The sequence below is a fragment of the Enterobacter cloacae complex sp. P42RS genome (assembly GCF_014930595.1).
In the GTDB taxonomy this organism is placed as follows: domain Bacteria; phylum Pseudomonadota; class Gammaproteobacteria; order Enterobacterales; family Enterobacteriaceae; genus Enterobacter; species Enterobacter bugandensis.
In genome coordinates this window covers 289352-315445 of sequence record NZ_JADBRK010000005.1, presented here as the reverse complement: position 1 = coordinate 315445, position 26094 = coordinate 289352, and the positions used below count along the sequence as shown (strand labels likewise).

The window sequence follows — 26094 nt, the reverse complement described above, 5'->3', positions numbered from 1 at the left end:
GATGGGAAAATTGCCCGGTAACCGAACGGTACCGGGCAATGGGGGTTACTTGCTAATCTGCGCGTGCATTTCCTGCACCGAAATCACCTTCTCGGTGGCATCCGCATTCAGCGCCATCGCTGTTGCGAAACCGCCGTTCAGGGTGGTGTCGTAGTGCACCTTGTATTGCAGCGCGCTGCGGCGAATCAGCTTGGAGTCTTCAATCGCCTGGCGTCCTGCGGTGGTGTTGATGATGTAGGTATATTCGCCATTCTTGATACGATCCTGAATGTGCGGACGGCCTTCATGCACCTTGTTCACCAGACGCGGGTTAATACCGGCTTCACCCAGCACAATCGCCGTACCGTGGGTTGCGTCCAGCTCGAAGCCCTGTTTCAGCAGCTTGGCGGCCAGGTCAACCACGCGCTCTTTATCGCCTTCGCGAACGGAGAGCAGCGCACGGCCCGATTTTCTCATGGTAGAGCTGCTGCCCAGCTGCGCCTTGGCAAACGCTTCTGCGAAGGTGCGGCCCACGCCCATTACTTCCCCGGTCGAGCGCATCTCTGGCCCTAACAGCGGGTCAACGCCCGGGAATTTGTTGAACGGCAGCACCACCTCTTTCACCGAGTAATACGGCGGGATAATCTCTTTGGTTACGCCCTGCTGAGCCAGCGTCTGGCCAGCCATCACGCGCGCCGCCACTTTCGCCAGCGGAATACCGGTCGCTTTAGAGACGAACGGTACGGTACGCGCCGCACGCGGGTTGACTTCAATCAGATAAACTTCGTTGTCTTTCACCGCGAACTGAACGTTCATCAGGCCACGAACCTGCAACTCAAAGGCCAGCTTCTGCACCTGCTGGCGCATCACGTCCTGAATTTCCTGGCTCAGCGTGTAGGCTGGCAGAGAACAGGCGGAGTCGCCGGAGTGCACGCCAGCCTGCTCGATGTGCTCCATGATGCCGCCAATCAGCACCATTTCGCCGTCGCAGATGGCGTCAACGTCCACTTCCACCGCGTCGTCGAGGAAACGGTCGAGCAGCACTGGCGCATCGTTGGACACGCTCACCGCAGTCTGGAAGTAGCGGCGCAGGTCGGCTTCGTCGTAGACGATTTCCATCGCGCGGCCGCCCAGTACGTAGGAAGGACGCACCACCAGCGGGTAGCCAATCTCTTTCGCCTTCTCAACAGCCATCTCAATGGCGGTCACGGTGGCGTTCGCAGGCTGTTTCAGCTTCAGACGGTCAACCGCCTGCTGGAAACGCTCGCGGTCTTCCGCACGGTCAATCGCATCCGGGCTGGTGCCGATAACCGGCACGCCTGCTGCTTCCAGCGCGCGCGCCAGCTTCAGCGGGGTCTGGCCGCCGTACTGCACGATAACGCCCTTCGGCTTCTCGATGCGCACGATTTCCAGCACGTCTTCCAGGGTAACCGGCTCGAAGTAGAGACGGTCAGAGGTGTCGTAGTCGGTAGAAACGGTTTCCGGGTTACAGTTGACCATGATGGTCTCGTACCCGTCTTCGCGCAGCGCCAGCGAGGCGTGTACGCAGCAGTAGTCGAACTCAATGCCCTGGCCGATACGGTTTGGACCGCCGCCCAGCACCATAATCTTGTCGCGGTCGACGGACGGATTCGCTTCGCACTCGTCTTCATAGGTGGAGTACATGTACGCGGTATCGGTCGAGAACTCGGCCGCGCAGGTGTCCACGCGCTTGTAAACCGGGTGCAGGTCATACTGGTCGCGCAGCTTGCGGATTTCCGCTTCGCGCACGCCCGCCAGCTTAGCCAGACGCGCATCGGCGAAGCCTTTACGCTTCAGCATGCGCAGGAAGTCTGCATCCAGGCCGTTGATACCCAGCTCCGCCACTTTCTCTTCCAGACGCACCAGCTCTTCAATCTGCACCAGGAACCAGCGGTCAATGTTGGTCAGGTTAAATACGCCGTCGACGGACAGGCCCGCGCGGAAGGCATCGGCGATGTACCAGATACGCTCTGCGCCCGCGTCTTTCAGCTCGCGGCGGATTTTGGTCAGCGCTTCCGGATCGTCCAGGCTCACTTTCGGGTCAAAGCCGGTGGCGCCCACTTCCAGACCGCGCAGCGCTTTTTGCAGGGATTCCTGCTGCGTGCGGCCAATCGCCATCACTTCACCCACAGATTTCATCTGGGTCGTCAGACGGTCGTTCGCGCCCGCGAATTTCTCGAAGTTAAAGCGAGGAATTTTAGTCACAACGTAGTCGATGGACGGCTCGAAGGACGCAGGGGTGCGGCCACCGGTGATGTCGTTCATCAGCTCGTCGAGGGTATAACCCACCGCCAGCTTCGCCGCCACTTTCGCAATCGGGAAGCCGGTGGCTTTGGAGGCCAGCGCGGAGGAGCGGGAGACGCGCGGGTTCATTTCGATAACAATCAGGCGGCCGGTTTTCGGGTTAACGGAGAACTGCACGTTAGAGCCGCCGGTTTCCACGCCGATTTCACGCAGTACCGCCATCGAGGCGTTACGCATGATTTGATACTCTTTGTCGGTCAGCGTCTGGGCTGGCGCAACGGTGATGGAGTCGCCGGTGTGGATACCCATCGCATCGAAGTTTTCGATGGAGCAGACGATGATGCAGTTGTCGTTTTTATCACGCACCACTTCCATCTCGTACTCTTTCCAGCCAATCAGCGATTCATCAATCAGCAGCTCTTTGGTTGGGGAGAGATCCAGACCGCGCTCGCAAATCTCTTCGAACTCTTCGCGGTTGTAGGCGATACCGCCACCGGTGCCGCCCATGGTGAACGATGGACGGATGATGCACGGATAGCCCACTTCTGCCGCAACGGCCAGCGCCTCTTCCATGTTATGCGCAATACCGGAACGCGCGGTGTCGAGGCCGATTTTCTTCATCGCCACGTCAAAGCGGCGACGGTCTTCTGCTTTATCAATCGCATCGGCGGTCGCACCAATCATGGTGACGCCAAATTCAGCCAGCACGCCCTGACGCTCCAGCTCCAGCGCGCAGTTCAGCGCCGTCTGGCCGCCCATGGTTGGCAGCACCGCGTCCGGGCGCTCTTTTTCGATGATTTTACGCACCACTTCCCAGTGAATCGGCTCGATGTAGGTGGCATCCGCCATTTCCGGGTCGGTCATGATGGTCGCCGGGTTAGAGTTAACCAGGATAACGCGGTAACCCTCTTCGCGCAGCGCTTTACACGCCTGCGCGCCGGAGTAGTCGAATTCGCAGGCCTGGCCGATGACGATCGGGCCAGCGCCAAGGATCAGGATGCTTTTTATGTCTGTACGTTTTGGCATGGTCTTCTCGGCTCCTGATTATTTAGCGGTCTTACGGTATTGCTCGATAAGTTCGATGAAGTGATCGAACAGCGGCGCGGCGTCGTGCGGGCCCGGGCTCGCTTCCGGGTGGCCCTGGAAGCTGAACGCTGGCTTATCGGTACGGTGGATACCCTGCAGGGTGCCATCGAACAGCGACTTATGGGTCACGCGCAGGTTAGCCGGCATTGAGGCTTCATCGACGGCGAAGCCGTGGTTTTGCGCGGTGATCATCACCGTATTGTTATCAATGTCTTTCACCGGGTGGTTACCACCGTGGTGGCCGAACTTCATCTTGACGGTGTTCGCACCGCTCGCCAGCGCCAGCAGCTGATGGCCGAGACAGATGCCGAATACCGGGATATCGGTTTCCAGGAAGGACTTGATGGCAGCGATGGCATAATCGCACGGCGCCGGGTCGCCAGGGCCGTTGGACAGGAAAATGCCGTCCGGATTCATCTTCAACACGTCTTCGGCAGACGTTTGTGCAGGCACTACCGTCAGGCGGCAGCCGCGGTCAACCAGCATGCGCAGAATGTTGCGCTTGGCGCCGAAATCGTAGGCCACCACGTGCAACGGCAGCTCGCTCTCTTTTTTCGCTTCCGGCAGGTCGCCTTCGAGCGTCCAGCTACCCTGCGTCCAGCTGTAGGCTTCAGCGGTAGTCACTTCTTTCGCCAGGTCCATGCCGTTCAGGCCCGGGAAGGCTTTTGCTTTTTCCAGCGCCAGCGTCGCATCGAGGTTATCACCCGCGATGATGCAGCCGTTCTGTGCACCCTTCTCGCGCAGCAGGCGCGTTAACTTACGGGTATCGATATCGGCAATCGCCACGATGTTATGGCGCTTCAGGTAAGAAGAGAGGTCTTCAGTGTTGCGGAAGTTGCTGGCAATCAACGGCAGGTCGCGAATGACCAGGCCTTGCGCATGTACCTGAGAGGATTCTTCGTCAGCCACATTGGTGCCGACATTGCCGATATGAGGATAAGTAAGAGTAACGATTTGGCGAGAATAGGAAGGATCAGTGAGGATTTCTTGATAACCGGTCATTGAAGTATTGAAAACGACTTCCCCAACCGCCGAACCCGTTGCCCCTATGGCCCGACCGATAAACTGGGTTCCGTCTTCCAGAACCAATAGCGCTGACTTAATCAAAACACCCTCCAGAGAATATGCACTCACTTTATTTGCATATTAATTCACAACCATGTCATAAATCAATGCAAATGTGTTGCCAGCGGATTTTTGGCAAACGGCGGCATTCTGGGGATTTGGTGGGTAAAAGTCAACTCAAAACGGATATTTTGTTTATTCTTTTGCAGGACTGGCAGCTTGAATGGGATTTAACGGGCAAAAAGATCAGGTAAATCATCCTGGAAAACGCTTGCGCGGTAGGTTTTATGGAAATTAAGAGACGAGAGCGACAAAAAGTGGACCAAATGGTCAAAATTTACATTCAATTCACATAATAATTGCATAAAACTCAGATTTATGACGATTAACAATCAAAATCCATCTAAAACAAATAAAATAAGAGGGCAATAAATTATTGCCCTATGCAATCAATACATTACGACTGCAATAACCACATCACGATGGGTAATAAAGCTTACAAATTGTTGAGATCCAGCACATCTCGCATATCAAAAAGACCCTTTTCTTTCGATTTCAGCCACAATGCGGAGCGTACTGCGCCATTGGCGAACGTCATGCGGCTTGACGCTTTGTGTGTAATCTCAACACGTTCGCCAATATCGGCGAACATCGCCGTGTGTTCGCCGACGATATCGCCCGCCCGGACGGTTGCGAAACCAATGGTGCCCGGCACGCGTTCTCCGGTATGCCCTTCACGGGAATAGACTGCGATGTCTTTTAAATCTTTATCCATTGCATAAGCAATCGCTTCGCCCATCGCCAGCGCCGTGCCTGATGGAGCATCAACTTTATGGCGGTGGTGCGCTTCAATAATCTCAATGTCGGTGTAGTCGCCCATCACCTTCGCCGCTTTTTCCAGCAGCTTCAGCATGACGTTAACGCCTACGCTAAAGTTCGCGGCAAAGACAATCGCAATGTCGGTGGCTGCATCCTGAATGGCCTGTTTACCCGCATCATCGAAGCCGGTGGTGCCAATCACCATCCCTTTACCGTGCTGGCGGCAAAACGCCAGGTGAGTCAGGGTGCCTTCGGGACGGGTAAAGTCGATGAACACGTCAAAGTCATCTTTGACCGCATCAAGGCTGCTCTGAACGGTAACACCTGTCTTGCCCGCGCCGGCCAGTTCACCCGCATCGGATCCCAGCAGGGATGAACCTTCACGCTCCAGCGCCGCGCCGAGTGCCACGCCATCCATTTGTATTGCCGCCTGAATCAGCTGGCGACCCATACGTCCACCCGCGCCCGCAATGGCGACACGGATCTGTGCATCATGCATAGTTATTCTCTTACGTTAAAATGATGTAAACCGTTTTCAGATTAACCAGCCTTCGTAAAGGCTGCCAACTGAAAACACCAATAATTAGAATTTAACGTGAAACCGACTCAGATATCAGTAAAAGACATGATTTTGTCGTAACGATAAAGTCCGGAGCAAAAAAAAGGCCAGCACAGGAGGTGCTGGCCTTTCATCAGAAAAGAAATTATTCCACTTCGCGGGCGTCGATACGCAGCTCTTTCGGCACTTCGAAGACGATATTCTCTTCGCGTCCTTCCAGCGGCACCGCTTCGCCCCCGCCCAGCTCCTGCAGACGAGCAATCACGTTCTGCACCAGGATATCCGGCGCGGAAGCGCCTGCGGTAACGCCAACGCAGGCCGCATTTTTCACCCACGCTTCCTGGATGTCCGTCGCGTCGTCGATTAAAAACGCCGCTTTCCCCATACGCTGCGCCAGTTCGGCCAGACGGTTGGAGTTAGAGGAGTTTTTAGAGCCGACAACCAGCACCACGTCCGCCTGTTCAGCCAGCGCGCGCACCGCTTCCTGACGGTTAGTGGTGGCGTAGCAGATATCATCCTTACGCGGCCCGACGATTTTCGGGAAGCGCTGGCGCAGGGCGTCAATCACGTCAGAGGTGTCGTCTACGGAGAGCGTGGTCTGGGTCATAAACGACAGACGCGCTTCGTTTTTCACGTTCAGCGTCAGTACATCTTCCGGTGACTCCACCAGGTACATTCCCCCTTCCGGGTTGCTGTACTGGCCCATGGTGCCTTCAACTTCCGGGTGACCGGCGTGGCCAATCAGAATCGACTCTTCACCGCGACGGCTGGCGCGCGCCACTTCCATATGCACTTTTGTCACTAATGGACAGGTGGCATCGAATACGGTCAGATCGCGGTTTTTCGCTTCGTTACGGACCGCCTGAGAGACGCCGTGCGCAGAGAAGATCAGGATCGCACCGTCCGGCACTTCGCTGATCTGCTCGATGAAAATAGCACCGCGCTCGCGCAGGCTGTCGACCACGTAGCGGTTATGCACCACTTCGTGACGCACGTAAATCGGCGCGCCGTAAATCTCCAGCGCGTTTTCAACAATGCTGATAGCGCGGTCTACACCGGCGCAGAAGCCACGCGGGTTAGCCAACAGGATCTGCATTTCTGGCCTCCAGTGCCGGATCAATCTCCAGCACTTCAACATCAAAATGAACGGTACGCCCGGCAAGCGGATGGTTGAAGTCAACGGTGATAGAGTCGCCGTTAATCTCGCGGATCACGCCAGGCATTTCGCTGCCGTCCATAGCGGTAAAGAGCATAATCGCCCCGATTTCCGGTTCACCCGCGTCCATAAACTCGCGGCGCGAGAAATACTGAATCAGGTCCGGGCTTGGCACGCCAAACGCGGCATCCGGCTCCAGCGAGAACGCTTTTTTCTCACCCTCTTTCAGGCCCAGGAGCTGCTGCTCAAGACCTTCAGACAGGGAGGTATCGCCGAGACGAAACAGGGCAGGTTTGCCGTTATTGCGGGTGGATTCAGCCGTGGAGCCGTCATCCAGCTTCAGCGTGAAGTGAACGAGAACCGCGCTGTTGCTCTGTACGGATTTAGACATACACATTGCTCTTTAATGTTGTGCCGGGTGGCGCAGCGCATCACCCGGCATTGACAATTACGCCTGCTCTTTCGCTGCGGGTTTAGGCAAGAAGCCTTCCAGCACGATTAACGCCGCACCGATGCAGATGGCGGTGTCGGCCAGGTTAAAGGTCGCGAAGTGCCAGTCGCCGACGTAGAAGTCGATCATATCGACCACAAAGCCGTGCCACAGGCGGTCAAACAGGTTGCCCAGCGCGCCGCCAATGATCAGCGCGTAGGCGATGTTATTCAGCTTTTGCGTGGCCTTCGAGCGGTACATCAGCACAGCCAGTACCACGCAGATACCGAGAGCGATACCCGCGAAGAACCAGCGCTGCCAGCCACCGCTGTCGGCAAGGAAGCTAAACGCCGCGCCGTAGTTGCGCGCATAGTGCAGGTTAAGCGACGGGAACAGCGAAACCGTCTCCCCCAGAGCGAAATTCTGGAGGATCAGGAACTTGCTGCCCAGATCGATAATCAGCACCACCACAACCAGCCACAGCCAGCGCAGTCCTGTTGAACAGAGAGTTTTACTCATCAGGCAAACTTACGTTTTTCGCCGTCACCGGCGACGTTGCTTACACAGCGTCCGCAGATGTCTGCGTGTTCCGCCACCTGGCCGATATCGGTAGTGTAATGCCAGCAGCGCGGGCACTTCTCACCTTCGGCTTTGCTCAGTGCGACTTTCAGGCCTTTGAGCAACTCGCTCTGCTGAGCATCAGCAGAAGCCTCGGCATAATCCGCAACTTTTGCACCGGAGGTCAACAGGACAAATCGTAATTCATCGCCCAGCGCGGTCAGCTTCGCCGCCAGCTCCGGTTCGGCGTACAGGGTCACTGCCGCTTCCAGAGAGCCACCGACTTTTTTATCCGCACGCGCCTGCTCGATCACTTTGTTCACTTCGCCACGCACTTTCAGCAGCTCGTCCCAGAAGGCATCGTTCATTGCTTCGGTGCTGGAGAGATCGAACAGACCTTCATACCACTCGCCGGTGAAGACATACTTCTCACGGTCGCCCGGCAGATAACCCCAGATTTCATCCGCGGTGAAGGACATGATCGGCGCCATCCAGCGCACCAGCGCTTCTGCGATGTGGAACAGCGCGGACTGGCAGCTACGGCGAGCCACGCTGTCCGCCTTCGCGGTGTACTGGCGATCTTTGATGATGTCGAGGTAGAACGAGCCCATCTCGATGGAGCAGAAGCGCATCAGGCGCTGCACCACTTCGTGGAAGTCGTAAGACTCATAGGCTTTCAGGATATCTTCCTGCGCCGCTTTCGCGCAGCCTACCGCCCAGCGGTCCAGCACGACCATCTCTTCCGGTTTCACCATGTCTTTCACTGGATCGAACCCGTTCAGGTTCGCCAGCAGGAAGCGCGCGGTGTTACGGATACGACGATAGCTGTCGGCAGCACGCTTCAGGATCTCGTCAGACACCGCCATTTCGCCAGTGTAGTCGGTTGAGGCTACCCACAGACGCAGGATGTCCGCGCCCAGCTTGTTCATCACGTCCTGCGGCGAAACGGTGTTGCCGATAGATTTAGACATCTTACGGCCCTGACCATCCACGGTGAAGCCGTGGGTCAGTACCTGACGGTAAGGCGCTTTACCTTTCATCGCGGTGGAGATCATCAGGGATGACATGAACCAGCCGCGGTGTTGGTCGGAACCTTCCAGATACATGTCGGCAGCGTGACCGGCAAACTCCGGACGCACGTCAACTACGGAGGCGTGAGTCGACCCGGAGTCGAACCACACGTCCAGGGTGTCTGGCACTTTCTCATAGTTGTCCGCGTCCGCGCCCAGGATGTCACGGGCGTCGAGATCCCACCACGCCTGAATGCCGTCAACTTCGACGCGCTTCGCCACTTCTTCCATCAGTTCCAGGGTGTTCGGGTGCAGCTCATGCGTCTCTTTATGCACGAACAGCGACATCGGCACGCCCCAGGTACGCTGACGAGAGATACACCAGTCAGGACGGTTAGCCACCATGGATTCGATACGCGCCTGGCCCCAGTCCGGGATCCACTGCACGCCTTTGATCTCTTTCAGAGACTGCTCGCGCAGGCCTTTCTGATCCATGCTGACGAACCACTGCGGGGTCGCACGGAAGATGATCGGCGTCTTGTGGCGCCAGCAGCACGGATAGCTGTGCTGCATTTTCTCAACGTGCAGCAGCGCGCCGCTGGTGCGCAGCATCTCAACGATGATGTCGTTGGCTTTGAAGACGTTGATACCATCCAGCGCCGGGTAGGTGCCAGGCAGGTAAGAACCGTCCGGGCCTACCGGGTTGGCAATTTCCAGGCCGTATTTCAGGCTGATGTTGTAGTCGTCAGGACCGTGGCCACCGGCGGTATGTACCGCACCGGTACCCGCGTCCAGCGTGACGTGGTCGCCCAGGATCGCCGGAACGTCGAAGTCCAGGAACGGGTGTTTAAAGCGCATCAGCTCCAGCGCGTCGCCTTTTACGGTGCCCAGCACGGTGTAGTCGGTGATATTCGCGCGTTTCAGCACGCTTTCAACCAGATCTTTCGCCAGGATTACCGCGCGGCCATCAATCTGCACCAGCGCATATTCGAACTCGCCGGAAAGAGAGATTGCACGGTTGGCTGGCAGCGTCCACGGGGTAGTGGTCCAGATCACCAGAGAGATCGGGCCGCTAACGCCAGGCAGACCGAATTTACCTTTAATGGCATCCTGATCGACCGCTTCGAAGGCCACGTCGATAGAAGGTGAAGTTTTGTCGTAATATTCCACTTCCGCTTCTGCCAGCGCAGAACGGCAGTCCACGCACCAGTGCACAGGCTTTGCGCCTTTATGCAGGTGGCCGTTACCGATGATTTTGCCCAGCGCACGGATGATGTTGGCTTCGGTTTTGAAGTCCATGGTCAGGTACGGGTGCGACCAGTCGCCCAGCACGCCCAGACGGATAAAGTCAGCACGCTGGCCTTCAACCTGGGTGGCCGCGTATTCGCGGCACTTCGCGCGGAACTCTGCAGCGGTGAATTTCTCACCTGGCTTGCCAAACTCTTGCTCCACTTTCAGCTCGATCGGCAGACCGTGGCAGTCCCAGCCCGGCACGTAAGGCGAGTCAAATCCCGCGAGTCCTTTGGACTTCACGATAATATCTTTCAGAATCTTGTTTACGGAGTGACCAATATGAATGCTGCCATTCGCATATGGAGGGCCATCATGCAGAATGAAGGTTTTTTTGCCTTTTTTGGCTGCACGAATGATGCCGTACAGGTCATCATCGGTCCAACGCGCCAGCATTCCCGGTTCACGCTTGGCGAGATCGCCGCGCATCGGGAACCCTGTTTCCGGCAAATTCAGGGTTGATTTATAGTCACTCATCAGATTCTCGGTTCCGTATTTATCACGTAGGCAGTTAAGCCGGTTCTAAAGCCCAAAAAACTCGCGGGCCGTTAATTCATCTCGCGCGATTTGCGCCTTAAGTTCATCCAGCGAAGCAAATCGCTGCTCGTTGCGTATTTTTTTACGCAGTATTACATCTATATGGCGACCATAAAGGTCCATTACAACGTCCAGCAGGTGCACTTCTAGCTGTTGACGCACACCGGCAACGGTAGGACGCGTGCCAATGTTGGCAACGCCGTAAAACGACTTATCGCCCAGTCCTGCCACTTCCACCGCATAGACCCCTTTAACCGGGGAAACCTGACGACGCAGCGGTATATTCGCCGTCGGGAAACCAATCGTGCGGCCCAGCGCATCGCCATGAACCACGCGGCCAGAGATGGTGAACGGATGGCCCAGCAAATTTTCTGCCGTCTCCAGTTCATCATTAGCCAGCGCCTGCCGCACCGCCGTGCTGCTGACGCGCACGCCGCCTTCACAGAAGGTCATCGCGCTGGTGACGTCAAAACCGTACTCCAGACCAGCCTTCTGTAATAGCAAGAAATCGCCCTGACGACCAGCGCCAAAGCGGAAATCATCCCCTACGGCGAGAAACTGAACGCCAAGACGCTTAACCAGCAGGTCGCTGACAAAATTTTGTGCTGTCAGTGCGGCAAAGCGGCGATCGAAACGCACACACAATACGTAGTCCACGCCGGACTCCGCCAGGTAGCGCAACTTTTCGCGCAGGCGAGTTAGCCGAGCGGGAGATTTATCGCCCGCGAACAGCTCCAGCGGCTGTGGCTCGAAAATCATCACCACAACCGGCAGGCCACGGGCCTCCCCTTCTTTACGCAATCCCTGCAACAGCGCCTGATGACCACGATGCACGCCGTCGAAATTACCAATGGTCAGCACGCACCCGTGTGGCGCTCTGCTGAGATTATGTATGCCGCGTATCAGCTTCATGTCTGGCTCAAAACAGTGAAAATCGCCAAAGTATACCTTGTACAGCGGTTAAGGTTAACCGGCGATTGTTCGCGCAAAACAGAAAGCCGTAATGATTTCATCAGGCTGACCTTTCACAGCGAAAAAATCTGCCCGTGAACTGCGATTTTTACGCCGAAAGGCTGTATTCACGAAAGACAAGCTGGTAGAATCCTGCGCCATCACTACGTAACGAAGCGTCGCTAATTAACGGCGCTTATTTGCACAAATCCATTGACAAAAGAAGGCAAAGAGGGCATATTCCTCGGCCTTTGAATTGTCCACATAGAACATATTTGGGAGTTGGACTTGGCTAATATCAAATCAGCTAAGAAACGTGCCGTTCAGTCTGAAAAGGCTCGTAAGCACAACGCAAGCCGTCGCTCTATGATGCGTACTTTCATCAAGAAAGTATACGCAGCAATCGAAGCTGGCGACAAAGCTGCAGCGCAGAACGCATTTAACGAAATGCAACCAATCGTGGATCGTCAGGCTGCTAAAGGTCTGATCCACAAAAACAAAGCAGCGCGTCATAAAGCAAACCTGACCGCGCAGATCAACAAACTGGCTTAATCGCTACTTGTTGTTGCTTGTTTAAAGAACCCGCTTAACGCGGGTTTTTTTATGTCTTCAGAATGCCGGTGGCGTAAACAGCGCCGAGTAGTCACGGTTGCAGATTCGCTGCACCGCCGGGTGTTGAATCATCCTTTCGGCGAAAATGGCGTGGTACTCCTCCATCACGTTATCTACTCTGCCAATCTCCGTAATCTTATCGTCTGAATAGAGATCGTGCGCGTAGAGCGTTGGCGCCACGAAGATCGCATTATGCGCTTCGCCAAAGGCTTTCATCAACGCCGCATCGTCGAACTCGCCGAGGATCTCCACGTTCAACCCCTGCGAATTAAACCAGTTCAGCAGCTTGCGTCCGAGCATGGAACGCCTGCCCGGCACCAGCAGGCGACGCTCTTCCAGACAGGCCGGGAAAGGTTTCTCCGGCGGTGGATTGATGCACCAGAAGCTGACGCCGCATTCGCCAATTTTCACCGAGAACAGCCCCTCCTGCTGCGTGGAGTCGATGGGGCAATCCGAGATAATCATGTCCAGCTTGTGCTGGCTCAGCTGCTCCAGCAGCATCTCGTGGGTGGATTCAAAGCAGCGCAGATGGATTTGTTCATCCTCTACCACGGCGGCATCCAGCACGCCGCTTACCAGCCGTTTGGACAGTGCATCCGCGACCCCCACGTCAAAGAGCAGGTTCGACTCTTTGCGGTAGTTGACGATATCCAGCATCTCCTGGCTCAGGGTAAACATTTTGTCCGCATAGCGGAAAACCAGTTCACCCAGTTCGCTGGGCTCAATCCCACGGCCCTTGCGCTTGAAGAGCTTACCCTGCAGCCGTTCTTCAAGGGCTTTGATTTGCCCGGTGATGGTTTGCGGCGTCAGGTAAAGCGCCTCTGCAGCCCCCACGACCGAGCCCTGTTTGTAAACGTGCCAGAAGTAGTAAAGATGGTTGTAATTCAAATGAGGCATCGCGTCTTCGCTCCCTGAGTGTGTATCGGGAGAAGAGTGACCTTCTCCCGGTGTTCCGTTATGCCTGGACGGCCTGTCCGGACAACTTCACCTTCAACAAAGTATACCCAATCACTGCCGCCAGTAATGACCCAATGAGAATGCCGAGTTTCGCCCAGACGATGAGCTCTGGCGCGTTTGCACCAAACGCCAGCGTCGAGATAAAGATCGACATGGTGAATCCAATACCGCACAGTATGCCGACGGCCATGATCTGACTAAAGGTTGTACCGTTCGGCAACGATGCCAGCTTCATCTTCAGCGCCAGCCAGCAGAAGAGGCTGATCCCCAGCGGCTTACCGATAAACAGCCCGGCAATAATCCCCAGCGGCAGGACAGACGTCAGCCCGTCCAGCGTGACCCCCTGCAGGGAAACGCCCGCGTTGGCAAACGCAAACAGCGGCAGGATCATAAAGGCGACCCACGGGTGCAGCACGTGTTCCAGCTGTTTAGCGGGTGACTTACCGTCCTGCGGCTTAAGCGGCACGAAGAAGCCCACAATCACGCCGGCCAGCGTGGCGTGCACGCCGGATTTCAGCACCGCCGTCCACAGCACCATCCCCACCAGGATATAGATACCGATGCGGCGAACGTTGAAGATGTTCAGCACCGCCAACACCGCAATCGCCCCGGCGGCCACGCTCAGGGACAGGATCGACAGATCGCTGGTGTAGAACAGCGCGATAATCACAATGGCGCCCAGGTCATCAATGATCGCCAGCGCCATCAGGAAGATTTTCAGCGCAACCGGCACGCGGCTGCCGAGCAGAGCTAAGACACCGAGCGCAAAGGCGATATCCGTTGCGGCCGGGATCGCCCAGCCGTCACGCGCGACAGGATCCTGCCAGGTAAATGCGAGGAAGAGCAGCGCTGGAACGACCATCCCACCGAGCGCGGCAATAACCGGGAACGCCGCACGCTGGCGGCTGGCTAGCGAACCTAGCACCAGCTCGCGCTTAACCTCAAGACCAACGAGCAGGAAGAACACCGCCATTAGCGCATCGTTGATCCACAGCAGCATGTTCTTGTTAATTTCCAGCGCCCCGACCTTCAGCTCGACGGGCGTTTCCAGAAATGCGTGATAGAGATCGCGGGTCATGCCCAGGTTAGCCAGCACCATCGCGGCGGCCGCGGCAATAATCAGGATCACACCACCGGACGCCTCACTGCTAAAGAAACGGTGTAGTAATTTCATTTATGTTCTCTCTTTTACAACGATACCTCGATAAAACCATAATACCAAGCCAAATAGCTCGGCAAAAACAGATTAATATTGGGTATAGACTCAGTTTTACCGATCTATAACTGCGAAAAAAAGCCCGGAATCGCTTCCGGGCTTTTTGAAGTTAGACACAGCTAACGAATTAGCGGGTCAAATCATCGAAGAATTTTTTGACGCCATCAAAGAAGCTTTTGGAGCGCGGGCTGTTTTTCTCACCCGTTGGGCCGCCAAAGCTCTCCTGAAGCTCTTTCAACAGCTGTTTCTGCTTGTCGTTCAGGCCAACCGGCGTTTCCACGACGACGCGGCACAGCAGGTCGCCCTGCGCACCACCGCGAACGGATTTCACGCCTTTGCCGCGCATGCGGAACAGCTTGCCGGTCTGGGTTTCACCAGGGATTTTCAGATTGACGCGACCGTCCAGCGTCGGCACTTCGATTTCACCGCCGAGAGCCGCCATCGCGAAGTTGATCGGCACTTCACAGTACAGGTTATTGCCTTCACGCTCGAAGATGGCGTGCTGCTTCACCTGAACCTGAACGTACAGATCGCCTGCCGGCGCGCCGTGCTCGCCTGCTTCGCCCTCACCCGCCAGACGGATGCGGTCGCCCGTATCAACGCCAGCCGGGATCTTAACGGACAGGGTTTTGGTTTTCTCAACGCGACCGTGGCCGTGACACTTGGTGCACGGATCTTTAATCAGCGTACCGCGACCGTGACAGTGCGGACAGGCCTGCTGTACCGCGAAGAAGCCCTGGCGCATCTGTACCTGGCCGGAGCCATGACAGGTTGGACAGGTCTGTGGCTGGGTACCCGCTTTCGCGCCGCTGCCGTGGCAAACGTCACACTCTTCCAGCGTCGGGATACGGATCTCTTTCGTGACGCCACGAACGGCCTCTTCAAGAGTGAGATCCATGTTGTAACGCAGGTCTGCGCCGCGCGCTGCGCGCTGACGACCACGACCGCCGCCGAAGATATCGCCGAACACGTCGCCAAAGATGTCGCTGAAATCCGCACCGCCGCCAAAGCCGCCGCCACCGAATCCACCGCCGCCCATGCCGCCCTGTTCAAAGGCCGCGTGGCCGTACTGGTCATAGGCCGCACGTTTTTGTGCATCAGTCAGGACTTCGTAGGCTTCTTTGATCTCTTTAAATTTTGCTTCAGCCTCTTTGTCACCCTGGTTACGGTCCGGGTGGAATTTCATGGCCAGGCGCTTATACGCCTTTTTGATTTCACGCTCTTCCGCAGTTTTCGGAACGCCTAAAATCTCGTAATAGTCTTGCTTTGCCATTGGTTTTTTTAAGCCCCTTAACATGCGAGCACGGGCGTGGAGAGTTCTCCTACGCCCGTGCCGATTAATTACCCTGCATCAGGGCGATTATTTTTTGTCTTTAACTTCTTCGAACTCAGCGTCGACAACGTCGTCGTCTTTCGCGTTGTTCGCAGAAGCGTCAGCGCCTGCCTGCTGCTGTGCATGCTGCTGCTGAGCGATTTCCATCAGCTTCTGGGAAGCCTGTGCCAGCTCCTGCATCTTCGCTTCGATATCCGCTTTGTCTTCGCCTTTCAGAGACGTTTCAAGCGCGGTCAGTGCAGCTTCGATAGCAGTTTTGTCTTCCGCTGGCAGTTTATCGCCCGCTTCTTCAACCTGCTTACGGGTGCTGTGCAGCAGATGGTCACCCTGGTTACGGGTCTGAACCAGCTCTTCGAACTTACGGTCGGATTCCGCGTTAGCTTCGGCATCGCGAACCATTTTTTCGATTTCCGCTTCATTCAGGCCAGAAGATGCCTTGATGGTGATCTTCTGCTCTTTACCGCTGTTTTTGTCTTTCGCAGACACGTGCAGGATACCGTCAGCATCGATGTCGAAGGTAACTTCGATTTGCGGCATGCCGCGCGGTGCCGGGTTGATGCCGTCCAGGTTAAACTGACCCAGGGACTTGTTATCAGACGCACGCTTACGCTCACCCTGCAGCACATGGATGGTTACCGCAGACTGGTTGTCTTCAGCGGTAGAGAACACCTGGCTGTGCTTGGTTGGGATGGTGGTGTTTTTGTTGATGAGCGCAGTCATCACACCGCCCATGGTTTCGATACCCAGAGACAGCGGGGTAACGTCCAGCAGCAGTACGTCTTTCACTTCACCAGTCAATACACCACCCTGAACCGCCGCACCGATAGCTACCGCTTCGTCCGGGTTCACGTCTTTACGTGGCTCTTTACCAAAGAATTCAGCCACTTTCTTCTGAACCATTGGCATACGGGTCTGACCACCCACCAGGATAACGTCCTGGATGTCAGATACAGACAGGCCAGCATCCTGCAGTGCAACTTTCAGCGGCTCGATAGAACGGTTCACCAGGTCTTCTACCAGGCTTTCCAATTTCGCACGGGTCACTTTGATGTTCATGTGTTTAGGACCGGTCGCGTCTGCGGTGATGTACGGCAGGTTCACATCGGTCTGCTGAGCAGAAGACAGTTCGATCTTCGCTTTCTCAGCGGCTTCTTTCAGGCGCTGCATCGCCAGCGGGTCGTTACGCAGGTCAATGCCCTGATCTTTCTTGAACTCGTCAACGAGGTAGTTGATCAGACGGGTATCAAAGTCTTCACCACCCAGGTGGGTATCACCATTGGTTGCCAGAACTTCGAAGGTTTTTTCGCCGTCAACGTCGTCGATTTCGATAATAGAGATATCGAAGGTACCACCACCCAGGTCGTAAACCGCGATAGTACGGTTGCCGACTTCTTTATCCAGACCGTAAGCCAGTGCAGCCGCGGTTGGTTCGTTGATGATACGTTTTACTTCCAGACCTGCGATACGGCCAGCATCTTTGGTTGCCTGACGCTGAGCATCGTTGAAGTAAGCAGGAACGGTGATAACAGCTTCAGTTACCGGCTCACCCAGGTAATCTTCAGCGGTTTTCTTCATTTTTTTCAGCACTTCAGCAGAGATCTGCGGTGGTGCCGTTTTGGTGCCTTTCACATCAAGCCACGCATCGCCGTTATCTGCTGCGATGATTTTGTAAGGCATGATAGAAACGTCACGCTGAACTTCTTCGTCCTGGAAGCGGCGGCCAATCAGGCGTTTGATCGCAAACAGGGTGTTTTGCGGGTTTGTCACTGCCTGACGTTTAGCCGGCTGACCAACCAGAGTTTCACCATCCTGGGTATAAGCAATGATAGAAGGCGTGGTGCGATCGCCCTCGGCGTTCTCCAGCACGCGTGCAGTAGTGCCGTCCATAATCGCTACACAAGAGTTGGTAGTACCCAGGTCGATACCAATAATTTTACCCATCTAAACGTCTCCACTAAAAATTCAGTCAACATGTGGTTGTGTACCTGTAATAAGGGCAGAACGTGCTTTTTCAACTGCCCAGATTTGATTTTTTTCAGGTCCACACACTGCGGTTGACTACAAGATGGGGTCGCGACGGCATCCATCAAGGGGCAAGCATAAAAAAAATTTTAATTTCACCCTGATGAGATCATAGACGGCGCCGATGCCGCCCATTATGATGCCGCGCCCCGTCAGGGAGTATTGACGCGGGTTTAACCATTTCACCATTTTAATGATGATTTTTTTTGAGGACTTATGGGCAACACTAAGTTGGCTAATCCGGCTCCGCTGGGCCTGATGGGTTTTGGCATGACCACCATTCTGCTGAACCTGCACAACATCGGGATGTTCCCGATGGACGGCGTAATCCTGGCGATGGGCATTTTTTACGGCGGTATCGCGCAAATCTTCGCGGGCCTGCTGGAATATAAGAAAGGCAACACCTTCGGCTTAACCGCCTTCACCTCTTACGGCTCGTTCTGGCTGACCCTGGTCGCCATCCTGCTGATGCCTAAAATGGGCCTGGCAGACGCGGCAAACGCCCACTTCCTGGGCGTCTATCTGGGCCTGTGGGGCGTCTTTACCCTGTTCATGTTCTTCGGCACCCTGAAAGGCAACCGCGCGCTGCAGTTCGTCTTCCTGAGCCTGACCGTACTGTTCGCCCTGCTGGCAATTGGCCACCTGGCGGATAACGAAGGCATCGTTCACGTAGCAGGCTGGATTGGCCTGGTGTGCGGCGCAAGCGCTATCTACCTGGCAATGGGTGAAGTGCTGAACGAACAGTTTGACCGCACCATTTTACCTATTGGTGAAAAACACTGATCCCTCTGTCGTGCCCGCCTCGCGGGCACGATATTCCCCCGCCTGACGAAGCCAAACCCCTAATCCCAGCCCCATCAGCGAGAGCGCGAGTACATACCAGGCAGGCGCCATCGGCGACACCCCCATCATCACCGTGACCACTATCGGCGTCAGCCCGCCGAAAATGGCATACGCGACGTTATAAGAGAACGATATCCCGGTGAAGCGAACCTCCGGCGGGAAGGCGCGCACCATGACGTAAGGCACAGCCCCCACGACGCCCACGCACAGTCCGACCACGCCGTACAGCAGGAACAGCTGTTCAGGATGGCTGCCCGCAAGATGGTAAAACGCCCAGCTCGACGCGGCCAGCAGCAGGCTGCCGACAATAAAGGTCAGGCTGGCACCGAAACGATCCGCCGCCAGCCCGGCGGCCAGACAGCCAAAGCAGAGCATAATTGTCGCAATACTGTTTGCCTGTAAGGTCACGGCTGGGGCGAAACCGTACTGTTTCTGCAGCCACACCGGCGACATCAAAATCACCACCACGATGCCCGCCGACAGCAGCCAGGTGAGCAGCATCGACACCACCACCGCTTTTTTATGACGCACCACAACGGCTTTGACCGGCAACTCCTGCGCCAGCGCTTTACGCTGCTGCATTTCGAGAAAAATCGGCGTCTCCTGCAGCCAGCGGCGCAGGTACATTGCCACCAGGCCAAACGCCCCGCCCAGCAGGAACGGAATACGCCAGCCCCAGTCGTGCACGGCCTGCTGCGTCATGCTGGTGTTAACTATCGTCGCCACCACCGACCCCAACAGGATCCCGACGGTCAGCCCCGCCGTTAACGTTCCGCAGGCGATCCCGATGCGGCGGGCAGGAACGTGCTCCGCCACAAACACCCAGGCCCCCGGCACTTCCCCGCCGATGGCCGCGCCCTGAAGAATGCGCATCAGCAGCAGCAATAGCGGGGCGAGAATGCCCATGGAGGCATAGTTGGGCAGCAGGCCGATGGCCAGCGTCGGCACCGCCATCAGCAGGATGCTCAGGGTAAACATCTTCTTACGCCCGACAAGATCGCCAAAGTGGGCCATGACGATGCCGCCCAGCGGACGTGCCAGATACCCGGCAGCAAAGATGCCGAAGGTTTGCACCTGACGCAGCCATTCTGGAATATCCGCCGGGAAGAAGAGCGCCCCCACCACGGCGGCGAAGAAGACAAAGATGATGAAGTCGTAAAACTCCAGCGCGCCACCTAAGGCGGCGAGCGTAAGCGTTTTGTAGTCCTGTCGATTCAGAGGTCGGGTGTTATGTGACATAGCGAACCATTGTGCATGTGTTGTGGATTATTTTTTACAGCAATCGTAAAGAAAAAATTACTATATCGTAAATCCATTTACACGCTACTGCAGCTGGCGCTAATGTCACATTTTAGTAAATTTCAGGAGATTGTCTCGCGGCGTGCGCTTTTAGGACGAAATGCTGCTACCACTTTGTCGTCAGTTTCCACGTACGGCCCGTCAAGCAGCTGTATACAATACGGTACACTTGCAAATATGCCGTGCACGATGACGCTACCGTCCTCGGCTTTTAATCCTTCCAGCGTCTCTTTGATCGACTTTGGCTGCCCCGGCAGGTTCAGTATCAGCGCCTGTTTGCGGATCACCCCCACCTGGCGGGAAAGGATTGCCGTCGGGACAAAGTGTAGACTGATCTGGCGCATCTGTTCGCCGAAGCCCGGCATTTCACGGTCGGCGATAGCCAGCGTCGCGTCCGGCGTCACATCACGACGCGCGGGGCCGGTTCCACCCGTGGTGAGCACAAGGTGACAGCTCATCTCATCCACCAGCTCACACAGGGTCTGCTCAATGATCGGCTGTTCGTCGGGGATAAGGCGAGTCTGGATCTCAAACGGGGTGGTCAGCGCGCTTGCCAGCCACTCTTCCAGAGCAGGGATGCCTTTATCCTGGTAAACGCCGCTGGAGGCGCGGTCAGAAATCGACACTAAGCCGATGCGTAAGGTATTCATATCCATTCCATTCAAAAAGTACTGATTAAAGGGAATGATACACGCAGAGGGAAAATTCAGACAGAGGACAGAAGAAGACGCGTGACCGGGAGCCCGGTCACGCAGAATGATTACAGCAGGTCGCCGATCATTTTTTCCAGTTTTTCCTGGTCGATAGCAAACTTACGGATACCGTCCGCCAGTTTGTCTACAGCCATTGGATCCTGGTTGTGCTGCCACAGGAACTCGGATTCGGTGATGCGCTCCGGGCGCGCCTTCACTTCGCCGGTGTAAGACAGCTTACGCTCGATAGCACCTTCGCTTTCTGCCAGCTCTTTCAGCAGCGCAGGGGCGATGGTCAGACGATCACAGCCAGCCAGCTCAATGATTTCGCCCACGTTACGGAAGCTTGCACCCATAACCACGGTCTCATAGCCATGCTGTTTGTAGTATTCGTAGATTTCAGTCACGGAAATCACGCCTGGATCTTCAGACGCCGCGTACTCTTTCTTGTCGGTGTTGGCTTTGTACCAGTCCAGAATACGGCCCACGAACGGAGAGATCAGGTACACGCCTGCTTCCGCACATGCACGCGCCTGCGCGAAGGAGAACAGCAGGGTCAGGTTACAGTTGATGCCTTCTTTTTCCAGCTGCTCGGCAGCGCGAATGCCCTGCCAGGTCGACGCCAGTTTGATCAGGATACGGTCGTTGCTGATGCCCGCGTCGTTGTACAGTTTGATCAGGCGTTTTGCTTTCGCGATTGACGCTTCGGTGTCGTAGGAGAGACGTGCATCCACTTCGGTAGAGATGCGGCCCGGAACCAGCTTCAGGATTTCCAGACCGATGTTCACTGCCAGTTTATCGGTAGCATCCACAACCTGCTGCGCACGGTCATTGCTCTGTGCTTTCGCCCAGGTCACAGCCTCGTCAATCAGTTTGCGATACTCAGGGATCTGTGCGGCGTTAAGGATCAGAGAAGGGTTAGTTGTGGCATCCTGCGGCTGGTACAGCTTCATTGCCGCGATATCTCCGGTGTCAGCTACGACAGTGGTGAACTGACGAAGGGAGGTCAATTTATCCGTCATGATAGTGTTTCTCTTTTAACGTGCCCTGGATAATTCACGCTACCGACAGCATGCCTGCAGCGGAAAAATGACAGGTTTACTTGTTAGGGGGATGTAACCGGTCTGCCCTGATGATAACACGACGGAGGGGTAGCGCAACCGCAGACAGTGCGCTTAGGCAGAGTATGATAAACTCAAAATATTAACAGGCTGCTAAGCAACAGCATGCCCAATCAGTGGTAGCGCTTACATATTCACGTTGGCATCAACAAGAGGGACGTTAATGCCTGATTTCCTTTTCTTTATTAACGAAGTCCTCTGGGGTTCGATAATGATCTACCTGCTTCTGGGAGCAGGTATCTGGTTTACGCTACGCAGTGGGTTTATCCAGTTTCGCTATATTCGCAAGTTTGGCAGAAGTCTGAAAAACAGCGTCACGCCCCAGCCGGGCGGATTAACGTCGTTTCAGGCGCTGTGTACCAGCCTGGCTGCCCGCCTCGGTAGCGGAAACCTGGCGGGCGTTGCGCTGGCCATCAGCGCCGGTGGGCCAGGCGCGGTGTTCTGGATGTGGGTCACGGCGCTTCTCGGAATGGCTACCTCTTTTGCCGAAAGTTCACTGGCGCAGCTCTACAAAGAGAAAGACAGAAACGGGCAGTTTCGCGGCGGTCCGGCCTGGTATATGGCGCGTGGCTTAGGAATGCGCTGGATGGGCGTTCTGTTCTCGCTTTTTTTACTGCTCGCGTACGGTCTTATTTTTAATACCGTGCAGTCAAACTCCGTCGCCCATGCCCTGCGCTATACCTTCTCCTGCCCGGAGTGGATCACCGGCATCGGTTTAGCCCTCTTTGTTTTGCTCACCATTTCTGCCGGCCTGAAAGGCGTTGCCCGCCTGATGCAGTGGCTGGTTCCCATCATGGCGCTGCTCTGGGTTGCCGCGAGCCTGGTCGTCGCTGCGCTGCATGCCGACCAGGTTCCGGGCGTGATTGCGACCATCTTTAAAAGCGCCTTTGGCTGGCGTGAGGTGGCGTCAGGCGCGCTGGGTTACACCCTGAGCCAGGCGCTGATGGCAGGTTTTCAGCGAGGCATGTTCTCCAATGAAGCCGGGATGGGCTCCACTCCCAACGCCGCCGCGGCCGCCTCTTCCTGGCCGCCGCACCCGGCAGCGCAGGGTATCGTGCAGATGATAGGCGTGTTTATGGATACCGTTATTATCTGTTCCGCCAGCGCCATGATCCTCCTGCTGGCCGGTCCTGTGGCGCATGACTCGGATATCGACGGAATACAGCTTCTCCAGCAGGCGCTGGTGAACCTGACCGGCGGCTGGGGTTCGGGATTTGTCTCGCTCATTCTGATGCTGTTCGCCTTCAGTTCGATTGTGGTGAATTACCTGTACGCCGAAAATAACCTTATCTTCCTGAAATACGACTCTCGTCCTGCCATCCTCCTGCTTCGCCTGGGCGTAGTACTGATGGTGATCGCGGGCTCCCTTCTGAATATGCCGCTGGTCTGGCAGCTGGCGGATGTCATTATGGCGCTAATGGCAATCACTAACCTGACGGCGATCCTGCTGCTCTCGCCCGTTGTGAACCTTATTGCCAGGGATTATCTTCGCCAGCGCAAGCTGGGCGTTCCCCCGGTATTTGATGCCGCACGCTATCCCGAAATTCAGTCACAGCTTGCCCCCGGCACCTGGGATGATTTGCCCCGGCGATAACAGCTATCGATCAATTCAGGGCGATTTTTTGTTAAAGTCGCTCTAAATTTCCTGCAAGGACTGGATATGCTGATTCTGATTTCACCTGCAAAAACGCTCGACTACCAGAGCCCGCTCGCCACCGAGCGTTATACCCAGCCAGAACTGCTGGACTATTCGCAACAGCTGATCCGCGAAGCGCGCAAGCTCTCTGCGCCACAAATCGCCTCGCTGATGAGCATCAGCGACAAGCTGGCAGACCTGAACGCGACCCGGTTCCACGAGTGGCACCCGGATTTCACCCCCGCCAACGCGCGCCAGGCGATCCTGGCGTTTAAGGGCGATGTTTACACCGGCCTGCAGGCGGAAGATTTTAGCGAAGCCGACTTTGATTTTGCCCAGCAGCATCTGCGCATGCTGTCGGGCCTGTATGGCGTACTGCGCCCGCTGGATCTGATGCAGCCATATCGTCTGGAGATGGGGATTCGCCTGGAAAACGCCAAAGGCAAAGACCTTTACCATTTCTGGGGCGACATCATCACCGACAAGCTGAACGCGGCGCTGCATGCTCAGGGTGATAACGTGGTGGTTAACCTGGCATCCGATGAGTACTACAAGTCGGTGAAGCCGAAAAAGCTGAACGCGGAGATCGTTAAGCCGGTCTTCCTTGATGAGAAGAACGGCAAGTTCAAGGTCATCAGCTTCTATGCGAAAAAAGCGCGTGGCCTGATGAGCCGCTACATCATTCAGAACCGCTTGACGAAGCCGGAGCAGTTAACGGGATTCAACACCGACGGCTATTTCTTTGACGAGGCGTCGTCAGGGAAAGGTGAGCTGGTATTTAAGCGCCACGAGCAGTAAAACTAAACCCCGCCATCTGGCGGGGTTTTGCGTTAATGGTGCTTCCAGTCCGGGCCCGGACGGTGGTCGTCGTGATGATGGTCGTGTCGGTCATCACGATCGCGATGCTCGTCATGCGGACGCCAGTGGTTATCGCGCCAGTCATAATGCGCCTTCCACCAGTCGTGGTCGCGCCAGCGGCCGCCATCCCAGTAATGCCCGCTATTGTCCCGATCGCCAATCTGCAGTTTTACCGCAGGTACGAGAGTAATTTCAGATGCCTGTACCGCCATGGGGGCGACCAGCACCAGAGAAAGCGCAATGAGTGCAGGTTTTAGTGTAGACACAGGTGACTCCTTATTCTTCTTGCCCAACGTGGGCCGATGTAAGGAGAGTACGCGAGGGGAACGGTGGATGTTATTCTCTGCAATCCTAAACGCTAAGTGACCGCATTTATTGGGAATTTCTGCTTTTTTCCTGCAATTTTTCTCCTTAATTTCTTCATAAAAAAGCCGGGTGGCGCTGCGCTTACCCGGCCTACGGTCATCTCGTCGTTGTAGGCCCGGTAAGGCGTAGCGCCACCGGGCAACAAAATCACGCGCGCGTCATCATCAGATTCCGCAGTGCCGCGAAATCCGCCGGCAGCTCATGAGACAGCAGCGGCAGGTCGGCGCGCTCGGCCAGCTCTTTTGGCAGCGGCAGCGTTTCGCCCAGAATATCTTCCACGCTCTCTTTGAACTTCGCCGGATGCGCGGTGCCCAGGAACAGGCCATATTCACCCGGGTTAAGCTGGTCGCGCAGCGCGCGGTATGCAATTGCCGCGTGCGGCTCAGAGGTGTAGCCCACCGCTTTCAGCTCGCGCATGGTGGCTTTGGTGGTTTCGTCCGTCACCGCAGCGTAGCCCAGGTCACCCAGACGCCACACCTTGCGGCGGAACAGCTCTTCCACGCGCGGCCAGTTGTTCGGCTGCGACACGTCCATGGCATTGGAGAGCGTCGCCTGCGTAGCGTTAGGCGCCCATTTGCCGTCTTTCAGGAAGCGCGGCACGGTATCGTTGGCGTTGGTGGCAGCGATAAAGCGTTTCACCGGCAGACCGAGAGATTTCGCCAGTAGCCCCGCCGTCAGGTCGCCGAAGTTGCCGCTTGGTACGGAAACTACCAGCTGATTGCGCGCTTCCTGCGGCAGCTGAGCCACCGCTTCGAAGTAGTAGCAGATCTGCGCCAGCAGGCGGCTGATGTTGATGGAGTTCGCCGAGTTCAGCCCCAGCGCGGCCTTCAGCTCTTCATCATCGAACGCCTGCTTGACCAGCGCCTGGCAGGCATCGAAATCGCCGTCGATCGCCACGGTTTCAATGTTGCCGCCGAGGGTGCAGAACAGTTTTTCCTGCAACGGGCTGATCTTGCCTTTCGGATAGAGGATCACCACGCGGACGTTTTTCAGGCCGTAGAACGCGTGTGCCACCGCCGCACCGGTATCACCGGAGGTGGCGGTCAGGATGGTCACCGGCTTGTCGCCGCTGATGTGGGTCAGCATCTGCGCCATAAAGCGGCCGCCGAAGTCTTTAAACGCCAGGGTCGGGCCGTGGAACAGCTCCAGACAACCGACGTCAGGCTCCACCTGCTTAACCGGAGCCGGGAAAGCAAACGCCGCACGCACGCGCTCTTCCAGCAGCGCCTGCGGGATTTCATCGCCAATAAACGCAGACAGAATTTTGGTGCTGCGGGTGACAAAGTCCAGCTTCAGCAGCTCATCGATTTCGGTCAGCTGAAATTCCGGCAGGTCGTGCGGGAAAAACAGCCCCTGATTTTTGCCCAGCCCCTGAGTCACCGCCTGCGCGAAGCTGACCTGCTCGTTATGATCTTTAAGGTTGTAGAGTTTCAT

21 protein-coding genes and 1 pseudogene are annotated in these 26094 nt (G+C 56.1%); 4 read left to right on the top strand and 18 right to left on the bottom strand.

What is annotated here, in order from left to right; all coding sequences use genetic code 11:
- Nucleotides 1-45: 45 nt before the first annotated feature.
- From carB to IM314_RS21975, 9 genes and pseudogenes are all read right to left on the bottom strand, one after another.
- The gene (gene carB / locus IM314_RS09385; RefSeq protein WP_041911263.1) at nucleotides 46-3270 is read right to left on the bottom strand and encodes a carbamoyl-phosphate synthase large subunit; all 3225 of its coding nucleotides are present in this window, start codon (nucleotides 3268-3270) and stop codon (nucleotides 46-48) included.
- An 18-nt stretch (nucleotides 3271-3288) separates the two neighbouring features.
- Nucleotides 3289-4437, bottom strand: a complete 1149-nt coding sequence (gene carA / locus IM314_RS09380; RefSeq protein ID WP_193358529.1) for a glutamine-hydrolyzing carbamoyl-phosphate synthase small subunit — start codon at nucleotides 4435-4437, stop codon at nucleotides 3289-3291.
- 454 nt (nucleotides 4438-4891) lie between these two features.
- Complete coding sequence (gene dapB / locus IM314_RS09375) at nucleotides 4892-5713, bottom strand: 4-hydroxy-tetrahydrodipicolinate reductase (protein ID WP_028015472.1); 822 nt, start codon at nucleotides 5711-5713, stop codon at nucleotides 4892-4894.
- A 205-nt stretch (nucleotides 5714-5918) separates the two neighbouring features.
- A complete protein-coding gene (gene ispH / locus IM314_RS09370) occupies nucleotides 5919-6869 on the bottom strand; it encodes a 4-hydroxy-3-methylbut-2-enyl diphosphate reductase (RefSeq protein ID WP_094085087.1) in 951 nt (316 codons plus the stop codon).
- Entirely contained in the window at nucleotides 6850-7320 is a 471-nt protein-coding gene (gene fkpB, locus IM314_RS09365) for an FKBP-type peptidyl-prolyl cis-trans isomerase (RefSeq protein WP_193358530.1), read from the bottom strand. Before fkpB ends, ispH begins: the two co-directional genes overlap by 20 nt.
- A gap of 57 nt (nucleotides 7321-7377) precedes the next feature.
- Nucleotides 7378-7878, bottom strand: a complete 501-nt coding sequence (lspA, locus tag IM314_RS09360) for a signal peptidase II (protein WP_028015470.1) — start codon at nucleotides 7876-7878, stop codon at nucleotides 7378-7380.
- Complete coding sequence (ileS, locus tag IM314_RS09355) at nucleotides 7878-10694, bottom strand: isoleucine--tRNA ligase (protein ID WP_193358531.1); 2817 nt, start codon at nucleotides 10692-10694, stop codon at nucleotides 7878-7880. The genes lspA and ileS overlap by 1 nt, the downstream gene beginning before the upstream one ends.
- A gap of 45 nt (nucleotides 10695-10739) precedes the next feature.
- Nucleotides 10740-11666, bottom strand: a complete 927-nt coding sequence (ribF, locus tag IM314_RS09350; protein WP_028015468.1) for a bifunctional riboflavin kinase/FAD synthetase — start codon at nucleotides 11664-11666, stop codon at nucleotides 10740-10742.
- A 7-nt stretch (nucleotides 11667-11673) separates the two neighbouring features.
- Nucleotides 11674-11892 (bottom strand): annotated as a pseudogene (locus tag IM314_RS21975) (DUF2575 domain-containing protein).
- A 101-nt stretch (nucleotides 11893-11993) separates the two neighbouring features.
- Here IM314_RS21975 and rpsT point away from each other — a divergent pair.
- On the top strand, nucleotides 11994-12257 hold the full coding sequence (gene rpsT / locus IM314_RS09345) for a 30S ribosomal protein S20 (RefSeq protein WP_003856458.1): 264 nt from the start codon (nucleotides 11994-11996) through the stop codon (nucleotides 12255-12257).
- 57 nt (nucleotides 12258-12314) lie between these two features.
- Here rpsT and nhaR read toward each other — a convergent pair whose 3' ends face one another.
- The 4 genes from nhaR to dnaK all read right to left on the bottom strand — a co-directional run bounded on the left by nhaR (nucleotide 12315) and on the right by dnaK (nucleotide 17764).
- Entirely contained in the window at nucleotides 12315-13214 is a 900-nt protein-coding gene (gene nhaR / locus IM314_RS09340) for a transcriptional activator NhaR (protein WP_028015467.1), read from the bottom strand.
- Between the two features lie 58 nt (nucleotides 13215-13272).
- Nucleotides 13273-14448 carry a Na+/H+ antiporter NhaA gene (nhaA, locus tag IM314_RS09335; protein WP_041911268.1) on the bottom strand — a complete coding sequence of 392 codons (1176 nt, stop codon included), beginning with the start codon at nucleotides 14446-14448 and terminating at the stop codon, nucleotides 13273-13275.
- A 169-nt stretch (nucleotides 14449-14617) separates the two neighbouring features.
- Nucleotides 14618-15763 carry a molecular chaperone DnaJ gene (dnaJ, locus tag IM314_RS09330; RefSeq protein WP_008502040.1) on the bottom strand — a complete coding sequence of 382 codons (1146 nt, stop codon included), beginning with the start codon at nucleotides 15761-15763 and terminating at the stop codon, nucleotides 14618-14620.
- A gap of 87 nt (nucleotides 15764-15850) precedes the next feature.
- The gene (gene dnaK / locus IM314_RS09325) at nucleotides 15851-17764 is read right to left on the bottom strand and encodes a molecular chaperone DnaK (protein ID WP_193358532.1); all 1914 of its coding nucleotides are present in this window, start codon (nucleotides 17762-17764) and stop codon (nucleotides 15851-15853) included.
- A 297-nt stretch (nucleotides 17765-18061) separates the two neighbouring features.
- On the opposite strand from dnaK, the gene satP reads away from it, so the two are divergent.
- A complete protein-coding gene (satP, locus tag IM314_RS09320) occupies nucleotides 18062-18628 on the top strand; it encodes an acetate uptake transporter (RefSeq protein ID WP_041911269.1) in 567 nt (188 codons plus the stop codon).
- On the opposite strand, the gene IM314_RS09315 is transcribed toward satP, so the two are convergent.
- The 3 genes from IM314_RS09315 to tal all read right to left on the bottom strand — a co-directional run bounded on the left by IM314_RS09315 (nucleotide 18605) and on the right by tal (nucleotide 21701).
- Nucleotides 18605-19927: an MFS transporter gene (locus tag IM314_RS09315; protein ID WP_193358533.1), complete on the bottom strand. Its 1323-nt coding sequence runs from the start codon at nucleotides 19925-19927 to the stop codon at nucleotides 18605-18607. The two genes, satP and IM314_RS09315, sit on opposite strands and share 24 nt — an antisense overlap.
- 122 nt (nucleotides 19928-20049) lie before the next feature.
- Nucleotides 20050-20637, bottom strand: a complete 588-nt coding sequence (mog, locus tag IM314_RS09310) for a molybdopterin adenylyltransferase (protein ID WP_041911271.1) — start codon at nucleotides 20635-20637, stop codon at nucleotides 20050-20052.
- A 110-nt stretch (nucleotides 20638-20747) separates the two neighbouring features.
- The gene (tal, locus tag IM314_RS09305) at nucleotides 20748-21701 is read right to left on the bottom strand and encodes a transaldolase (protein ID WP_003856481.1); all 954 of its coding nucleotides are present in this window, start codon (nucleotides 21699-21701) and stop codon (nucleotides 20748-20750) included.
- A gap of 262 nt (nucleotides 21702-21963) precedes the next feature.
- Between tal and IM314_RS09300 the strand changes: the two genes are divergently transcribed.
- Together IM314_RS09300 and yaaA are read left to right on the top strand one after the other, a co-directional pair.
- Nucleotides 21964-23394, top strand: coding sequence for a sodium:alanine symporter family protein (locus IM314_RS09300; RefSeq protein WP_047363408.1), 1431 nt, complete (start codon nucleotides 21964-21966; stop codon nucleotides 23392-23394).
- A gap of 66 nt (nucleotides 23395-23460) precedes the next feature.
- Complete coding sequence (gene yaaA, locus IM314_RS09295) at nucleotides 23461-24234, top strand: peroxide stress protein YaaA (RefSeq protein ID WP_028015460.1); 774 nt, start codon at nucleotides 23461-23463, stop codon at nucleotides 24232-24234.
- A 32-nt stretch (nucleotides 24235-24266) separates the two neighbouring features.
- On the opposite strand, the gene IM314_RS09290 is transcribed toward yaaA, so the two are convergent.
- Together IM314_RS09290 and thrC are read right to left on the bottom strand one after the other, a co-directional pair.
- Nucleotides 24267-24560, bottom strand: coding sequence for a DUF2502 domain-containing protein (locus tag IM314_RS09290; protein ID WP_028015459.1), 294 nt, complete (start codon nucleotides 24558-24560; stop codon nucleotides 24267-24269).
- A gap of 247 nt (nucleotides 24561-24807) precedes the next feature.
- Nucleotides 24808-26094, bottom strand: a complete 1287-nt coding sequence (gene thrC, locus IM314_RS09285) for a threonine synthase (RefSeq protein ID WP_163332664.1) — start codon at nucleotides 26092-26094, stop codon at nucleotides 24808-24810.